Source organism: Pseudomonas sp. 1, from assembly GCF_056626735.1.
In genome coordinates, this window is the sequence record NZ_JBWXMQ010000036.1 from 1 (window position 1) to 8,109 (window position 8,109).

4 protein-coding genes and 1 pseudogene are annotated in these 8,109 nt (G+C 54.1%); 2 read left to right on the top strand and 3 right to left on the bottom strand.

Annotated features, from left to right (window positions below; translation table 11 throughout):
• Nucleotides 1-906: Ig-like domain-containing protein (locus tag AC1MDC_RS28505; protein ID WP_480394177.1), on the top strand; the 906-nt coding region annotated here is incomplete at its 5' end.
• A 152-nt stretch (nucleotides 907-1,058) separates the two neighbouring features.
• On the opposite strand, the gene AC1MDC_RS28510 is transcribed toward AC1MDC_RS28505, so the two are convergent.
• The 3 genes from AC1MDC_RS28510 to AC1MDC_RS28520 form a co-directional block, all read right to left on the bottom strand.
• On the bottom strand, nucleotides 1,059-3,296 hold the full coding sequence (locus tag AC1MDC_RS28510) for an autotransporter outer membrane beta-barrel domain-containing protein (RefSeq protein WP_480394178.1): 2,238 nt from the start codon (nucleotides 3,294-3,296) through the stop codon (nucleotides 1,059-1,061).
• Between the two features lie 242 nt (nucleotides 3,297-3,538).
• Nucleotides 3,539-5,467 carry a hypothetical protein gene (locus tag AC1MDC_RS28515; protein ID WP_176247744.1) on the bottom strand — a complete coding sequence of 643 codons (1,929 nt, stop codon included), beginning with the start codon at nucleotides 5,465-5,467 and terminating at the stop codon, nucleotides 3,539-3,541.
• A 166-nt stretch (nucleotides 5,468-5,633) separates the two neighbouring features.
• Nucleotides 5,634-7,562, bottom strand: a complete 1,929-nt coding sequence (locus tag AC1MDC_RS28520) for a hypothetical protein (RefSeq protein WP_480394179.1) — start codon at nucleotides 7,560-7,562, stop codon at nucleotides 5,634-5,636.
• 322 nt (nucleotides 7,563-7,884) lie between these two features.
• Here AC1MDC_RS28520 and AC1MDC_RS28525 point away from each other — a divergent pair.
• A pseudogene (locus tag AC1MDC_RS28525) lies at nucleotides 7,885-8,109 on the top strand (hypothetical protein); the annotation flags it as partial.

Sequence of the window (8,109 nt, forward strand, 5' to 3'; positions counted from 1 at the left end):
TTCACCGCCAAAGCACTGTATGGCGCGGGTCAGACTTCGGGGGCACGGACACTGACCGTCGAAGTTCACACCGCTCCGTCGCTCGAATCAGTAAGAGACTCCCGTGGTGAACTGCAGAACAATGGAGCGACCACAGACACTTCAGTCGCGTTGCAAGGTCGGGTAACGCCTCTGCATCAGGTCCAGATCTACGATGGAGGCACGCCAAAACACAATGCGACTGCTCTGAGCACCGGTATTTGGACCACTACGCTGGCAGTAGAACTGGGTGGACATACCATCACCGCACGGGCTGTAACGACCGGACAAACGTCAAACGCACGAAGCTTCACCGTCAACTCGCCGATTCCACCACTGAATTTCAACACAAGCCCGGTGACGTTGAGCGGCAAGATCTACCTGATTCCCGGCAGCCCGCAGACCCTTCCAGCTTTCGGTCCGGGAACCTCCGTTCAACATCAAGCGTCTGGAGGCCAACCCAGTTATCGGTATTCCTCCGAAAACACCGCGGTGGCTCATGTTGATGGCGGCAACGGTCTGGTAACCGTCAGGGGACTAGGTACAACAAGGATTACAGTCACGGATGCCGCCAACCAGACAAAGAGCTATACCGTAACCGTGACAGGCGTCATCCAATGTATCGCGCTGGGTAGTAATTGGTGGTCGCACATTATGGACGCTGCTCGTAACCAGGGAGCAAGGGTGCCTTCGTTGGGCGAGTTACGGGAAATACACAGCGCTTATGGAGGCCGCTGGCCATTGGGTAACGGAATGTATTGGACGTGGGAGGAAAGGCCTGTGCCTATCAACCCCAACCCGTTTTATCACTGTAAAAATCTGGTAACCGGAGCGGAAAATCACCACATGGCTATCACAATCCAACTTGGAGTTGGCATCAAACCTTAAGCATCGTTCCTGGACACTCTTGCGCAAAGAGTGTCCAACGGCATCAGGCAAAACCAATTAACTGAAATGACAAGGCCGCTGCTCATCGACAGAGCAGCGGCCGTTAGGGTATCTCGCTGATTACGAAACACCTTCCCTTTACCAAACAGTAGTTAAAAGCTGTACCGCCCCCCAAGACTCACCCCAAACGGCTGCTCAATATGCTCCCCATTGGAATAGTCCAGATCGACATGCACCTGCCACTTCTCCGACAGGGCCACCGCCACCCCCGCACCAAACTCCGCCCGGGAACCAGACAAGTCATTGTTGAATACGTTGTTTTCGTTGACCTTGACCTTGTTGTTATTGGCGAACTCATGGGCAATGGCCGCGCGCGCATAAGGTTGCGCCACAGCACCGTTGCCGATATCAAAATTGCGCCCGAACGTGGCGCCAGCCTTGCCCAGGAATGAGCGAGTGCGATCGCCATCGGCCTGCATGTCGTTGTCCAGGCTGAAGCGTTTGCCCTGGATCTGCGCGGCCGAAAACTGCGCGAAAGGTTCGATGAAGTAATCGTTGCTCAACTTGATGTGACGACCAGCCTCAACCGATGCACTGAAACCCCAGTTATCGTAATCGCCCTTGGCACGCGTGCCGTCACTCATTCCAACCTTGGCCTCATTGCGAAAGCGGTTGAGTTTCAGCACGCCATCAACGTAGTAGCCGGTGTCGCGGTCCATCCACGTCACGTAAGGCCCGAAGTAGTAACTCTTGACCGTGCCTGAAGTACCGTGTTCAAGATTCAGGTCCGATTGACTGTAGCCCCCCATCACGCCCACCAGAACATCGCTGTCATTCACCCGGGCATCGGCCCCGAGGGAAAGCCCTTGCTGGTTCTGCCTGTACGCCACACCGGAGCTTTCTGACACGTTGTACTGATTGCCATAGGTGCGTGCCCAGGCGCCCGACTGGCCACCGTTGAAGCGCAACTCACCCATGCGGCTGCGCAGTGAACTGGCTTCGCCGTACAACAGGGTAATTGGAGAGTTGAACAAGGCCAGTACCGCACTGGCGCCGGGGCTGATCTCCCGGGTGGTCGGATCGAGGAACCATTCAGTGCCGCCGGTTCCAACCGGTCGCTGGGCCAGGTCATAGGACCAGGTGCCGAGATCCACTCGCCCGCCTGTCAAAGCAAATTGCGCATCGCCAGCGGCGGTGTGCACCAGGGTCAGTTGCTGTGGATTGACTGCGTCCAGACCGGACGCCGCCACCAGCAAACCGAACTGCCCGGTCGCCACACCGGTGACGTTGAGGAAGTCATGCTGCCCCGTGGCGAAGTTGCCCTTCATGGCGAAAGTGCTGGAACCATCGGGCGAGCCGGCCAGCGTACCGACGTTCAACTGGTAAAAGGTATTCGGCACATCCTGCGCACCAAAGCGAACCGTCCCGCCATTCATCGCGAGCGTTCCTACGGTGTCGTTGCCCGTCAGGGTCCAGATCGAACCACTGTTGACGGTCACGGCATTGACCTTGTCGAGACGGCCGGTGAACTGCGAACTGTTCTGCAGGGTGACGTTGGCGGTCGAACCGTTTTCGACCAGCACATCGCCGGTCATCCGGCCTTGATCGAAGGTCAGGTTGCCGGTGCTGTTGCCGGCGATGTTGATGTTGCCCTGCAACTCGCTGTTGGCGACGGTCATGGCGGCGGTGGAGGCGCCCTGGACGTCGAGCAGATTGTTGTTCCCGGCGAACAGGCTGGCGCCGTTCGACAAATTGATGGTGGCATTGGTCCCGCGATCAACCAGAACTGCAGATCCGTTGATGCCTTGAACAGTGGCGTTATCCAGCGAGAGCGTACGGGCGCCGACATTGGCCGTATCGTTGACCATGCGCACGCCTGTCGCCTGACCGGTGATGACCGTCCCGGCGGAGGCGTTCAACGCGCCGCCAAGAAGATTCGCACCAATGCCATTACTGCCAGTACCGGTCACTTGCGTATTGGCCAGCGACAAAGTGCTGAGCCCCGTGACTTGCGCGCCGAAAACATCACCACGGATCTGACTGTTGGAAACATCCACAGTAGAGCCGCCAGCGGCAATCGAAGAACGGTTGACGGCCAGACCGATGTCGTCGCTGGTCACATTGGCCTGGTTGATGGTGCCCCGGCTGCTGGTGACCAGAATGCCTTCGACGCCAGGATTGCTGACGACCGTGGCGCCATTGATGGTCAGTGTCGATCCGGATCGAATGGTAATTGACTGGGTGGTGGCACCATTGACATTCAACACTGCGTTGTTACGCACCAGATAATCGATCGGCGTTGTCGTCGAATCGATATTCAGCGTCGTGTTATCGACAATGGTGGCTGCCAGTATGCCGCCGCTGGAAATGGAAATGGCTGGCATGACCATCAGAATACTCAACGCGTCTTTTACAGAAAGACGTTCAAGCCGCCCGCCAAATATTCTCATGACTTACCCACCTCTGATATACCCGTGCAAAAGTGCGAAATGCATTTTCGTAAAGAAATAGAGCGCGAAAACTAATCGGATTCCTCAAAAAAAAATGTAGGACAAGTCCGATAAACAAGGAAGAAAAATCCCTGACACTGATTTTATAAAAACGGGAGGCAACAGCCTCCCGTTTTTTTCTTTCAAATACTACAAGGTGTCGCATCACCATGCCTCATGAGCACCCTGACCAGGTGTCGCACTGACGGTGTAGGCCGCCCATCAATCACGGCTTCATAACTCACCGCCCCCCATGCATTTCCTGTATCAAGAAACTGCTGATACGGAAAGCGTATGGTAAAACCATTTTGCACATCCGAAGAATCCGGCTTATATGTAACCTTATCGTTATTACCCGGTATCTCAGTATTACCAGCGGAATCACTGTAGCCCTGATAAGTAAAAGTCAACGTCTGACCTTCCAGTTGCGGTTCTCCCCCCGGAATAAAAACCTCGATACATTTTATAAGCTCTGGATGGCTTTGCAATGAAGGGCAATTCAAATAACCAAAATCCGGATCGAGATGCTGGAAGGTTGCCTGAGGCACACTCCCCGGTCTGATGAACACATCTACATCCCGCGGCAGTGAGCGCTCTTCGTTATCGTTCACATCAGGATTGGTGACCTTATAAGTCACTGGAACTTCAGTGCCGTTCCCACCAGCATCTACAACTGACCAATCAATTGTCCAATCCAGGTCAGTCTCCGTACCATCCAACTGAAGAACACCGCCTTCAGCGTCTGTAACTTCAACTCCGTTCCAGATCAGAGTGGCAATATCCTTATCCTTGATACCCAGGTAAGCGGCCACTGTTACGTCAACATCCTGATCCTTGTCCAGCACCGTCAAAACGTTTATCGGATTGCCGCCCGCCCCTTGAACATCGACTGGAAGAAAATCGGGATTTGGGTCATCTGGACCTTCGCCGTCCCCTGGCCGGCGCAGATCGACTAGTACAGCGTCGTTTTTGGGGGGATTACTGGCAGGATGTCGAACCGTTCCACGTTTTATTTGATAGCTGACCTCAATGGTTTTTTCTCCGAGATCACCGTTATGCCAGTACGAATAAGGAATCTCTACATAAGTAGGGAAGCCAGCGATTTTTTGTGCTGGCACTACAACGCCATCGACGGTGACCTCAAGTTCATCACCCTCCACAAAATTGTCGTACTCAGCTTCGATCCCTACTCCAGGGCGCATCCGAGCGTCGGCGAGGTCGATCTTCTTCGGTGCCATGTCGTTATCAAACAGCGGAATACTTGGAGGTAGCAGATTTGCTGGAGGGTCCGTCAATGTTACGTTCACTCGTTTGAAAGGCGAATTTAGACTTCGGTTGCCTTTCCGATCCGTACGATAGTAAAAAATCGCTCTCTCACCCTCTTCATTTCCGACCATTGCGGTCGTCAGATTAAAGGTAACGGGATCAAGAGAATCGACAACAGTAAAATCTCCTACGTGTACCGGTGTCGGAAATGTCGAGCCAAAATAACATTCATACTTGTCCCCTATTTTTATATCGGCGACCCTTGGCATGGTAATCAGGACAAAACCGTTGGCATCCAGATAAGGCTTGGTAATCCCGTTGGCCTCCACCTCCGGAGGAAGAGAAACAAGACCGCTGACATCAGGTGGCGCAGTGTCGATATTGATGAGCAGATCCGGAATATCTTTAGTGTTCCCGCCATGATTGAGTACATAGCTCAACAAGTGCGGACCCGAGACATTCGTAAGCCCTGCTGGCAATACCATTGGAATTTCAAGAATTACAGGATCAAGAGGGGTTCGGTAGGTATACCGGGTGCCTTGCCGAGTGCCATTCCAAGTCAGATCTATAAACCCGTCAACGGGAGGATCATCGTCAGACCCGTCGAACCTGAGGACATTCACTTTCAATGCAAAACCCTGATACTGTTTGTGCAATTGATTCGGTTCATCGTCCATCTCATCAGGCAGCAGAGGATTATCATCATCCAGCTCAGGCGCTTCATAGCCCGCTTTCGGTGAATTTCGGAGAATACTCAAATAACGCTCACGACTTTGTACCGGGGTCAACTTAATGACATTTTTCATTTTGCTCATCCTTTCAATGACTTGATTAAATGACAAAGGGTATTGCATCCCCGTGCCAGAACACCTGGAACCAACCGCAAATCAAAAAACACTGCATTGGCACGACTGTGCGCATCAGCAGTTATTACACGCACAAACTTCCTGAAACACTTGCCCTTCGGGGAAATCACTCATTACAAAGATCCTTATCCGGTCCACAGACTTCCCCGCTGGGCATGGTTCTATTGATGATTACAAAATCCGGCCTCGACTCTCCCCGCCCACCATTGCTCTTTCTCAAAAAATAACGACAGAGCGCCGATCCGTTATTGACCATGGGCGCAATCAACTTTTGATAGTCCGTCACCAGCACGTCAAAACCATTGCGTGCCTCATCAATACTCAGCGTTTTCGGGAAAGAGTCTGCAGCGCCCGCAATAGGAGAAGTACCGTTGGGGCCCAGACACCCTTGCCAATGCAGCTCGACAACGTCGTTCTCGTCGAACGCGTCATTCCCTTTGACATGAACTTTTACATGCACCCACAACCGCGGGTTGGCGCAGCAATTGAGTAGCCCTTGTCGCCCGCCATCCGGGAAGGTCGGCTCGGGCAGATTCCTGATGATGATGATTGCCACGTTCACCAGGGTCGTCGGGGCCAACTGCTGATTCACACCGTTATCGGTGACGTAGCGCACGGGTAGTACGGGGTTTTCCTTGTCCAGGTCGATAAACGCCCAGGGGATGCTGAAGAAAATGATCTTCCCGGCCGTGTCCCCAGGCTGAACCTCGTACTCCGCGACGGGTGTGCTGATGGCTCCCCAATACAGAAAGACCTTTTCCCCCGGTACGGGATCGTCATGAAGCGCCAGTTGCCCTTCGGCAGGCAATTCGTAGTCATCGGGCAGCAGCTTGTTCAGCTCTTTTGAAACGGCGCCGTAAATCTCGACCTTCGCCAGCCTGGTGTTCAACAGTGCAGGTGCGTCGGGATGGTCTTGACCTGCGACTGTAAAGTTGTAGGGCACGGTTGTTTCAGGTGACGGCAGCGTCGGTATCCCGCCCCGGCTGACGCGGTAGTCGACATGCGCGTCCATGGGCCCGAGCCCGTCAGCCGTCAGCGTTGCCCAGGGCACGGTCGCGGTGAGTGGAAATGCCGCAGGATCGACATCAAGCGGTGCAAGATCATGACCGTTCCACCGGATCAGAAGTTCGTCGGAAGCATCCGGGTTGTCATAAGGGTCGATTTCGACCGTAACAGCCTTCTGGTTCGTGGCCCCTTCGCGGGCATGCTCGCGGTCGATCAATCCCCGGATCGACAAGGGCACACGAGGCGGCTTGAGGTTGCCGGGGCCGGGTCTCAGATCGACAAACACCGGCAACAGCGTGGCGCGCGGCCCGATGTTGCCGGCCCAGTCACGCAACTTGTAATAAAAATATCGTGGGCCGTGCCCTCTGGCCCGAATGTCCGCTTCATAAATCGTGATGATCAACTGTTTCTGATCGATGTCCGGCTGGCTGAACTCTTGCTCGCGAATTTCCTGCTCCGAATCCGGCGGATTGTCGCTGTCGGTCAGGAAATAGATCGCACGATCCCGTGCCTTGGCATCCACATAAAACGGGACTTGAAACCTGACCTCGCCAAAACGGGTGAGATAGTCGTCGGTAATGACGTCACCGGGAACGTTCAGCAATATCAGGGCTCCGGGGCTTTGCCCATCATCCGGAGGCACCCGATCTACCGTCACTCGAGTATCAAAGGAATTTTTCTTGTTCCCACCGTAATTCAACTCGTAGGACAAGGCGTAAATGCCATGCGCCAGCTTGTCCCGCGGGACTTTCAAGACCTTCTCACCCGGCGTATCGAATGTATCTTTGTACACCGGAGTGAAAGAGCCGCCCTCCAGCACCCAACTGATGGTAATGATGTAAGGGATGGGATCAGCGAAGGGGGGCGGTATCCAGTCGGGGACAATCACCTGCAGATCATCGCTTAAAGCACTGCGCGGCAGCAGCCCATCAGGACTTTCATCGCCGTTCTCATCCTTGAGGATGATCGGAACCCTGGGTTTTTCCAGTTCGGGATCTACAGAGTCGATCTGGTTTGGAGTCATCGGCATTACGGACGCCCTCTCACGAAATGGCCACGCCTCTTGAACATCTGCACGTTATCTGCAGGTTCATGATTCGTTGCTCTGACGTGATTTAACGGCGTTGCACATTCGCCGGCTACTGTCAGAAATTACAGGTTTTACTACCGTTCGTCGGGGATTGGGCTTGCAGTCAATTCGGCAGAGCGGCATAAACAGAAATGTTTAACAAACATACTCAGTGGCTGACCGACTCAGGCTACCCAGCCTCGCGCCGATGCCTACGCATCCTCCAGAATCCGCCGGTTTAGCGATGAGGCGTGGCGGCTCCGTCCAATCACGGAGATTCGCCATGATCAAACCCACGCCAAACCCGCCGGAAGTCGATTCGATTCGCCCTACGAAACCCTCGATTCAAAGAAACTCCATGGGACGGCGGGTTTTATCATTTCAGCCTTCAGGTCAACCGTTCGTCTTAAACCCGCCCGCACCTGTAATTTCTGACAGTAGCCAGCCTCGGTTCAGCGCCATTCAATACCTCCATCGCCCCGCCATTCGATCGGAGTTCGCGCCATGG

What these genes read in the sequence shown, in the direction of transcription:
- AC1MDC_RS28515 (WP_176247744.1), bottom strand. Translation starts at nt 5,467, where the DNA reads ATGAAAAATGTCATTAAGTTGACCCCGGTACAAAGTCGTGAGCGTTAT.
- AC1MDC_RS28520 (WP_480394179.1), bottom strand. Translation starts at nt 7,562, where the DNA reads ATGCCGATGACTCCAAACCAGATCGACTCTGTAGATCCCGAACTGGAA.
- AC1MDC_RS28510 (WP_480394178.1), bottom strand. Translation starts at nt 3,296, where the DNA reads ATGGTCATGCCAGCCATTTCCATTTCCAGCGGCGGCATACTGGCAGCC.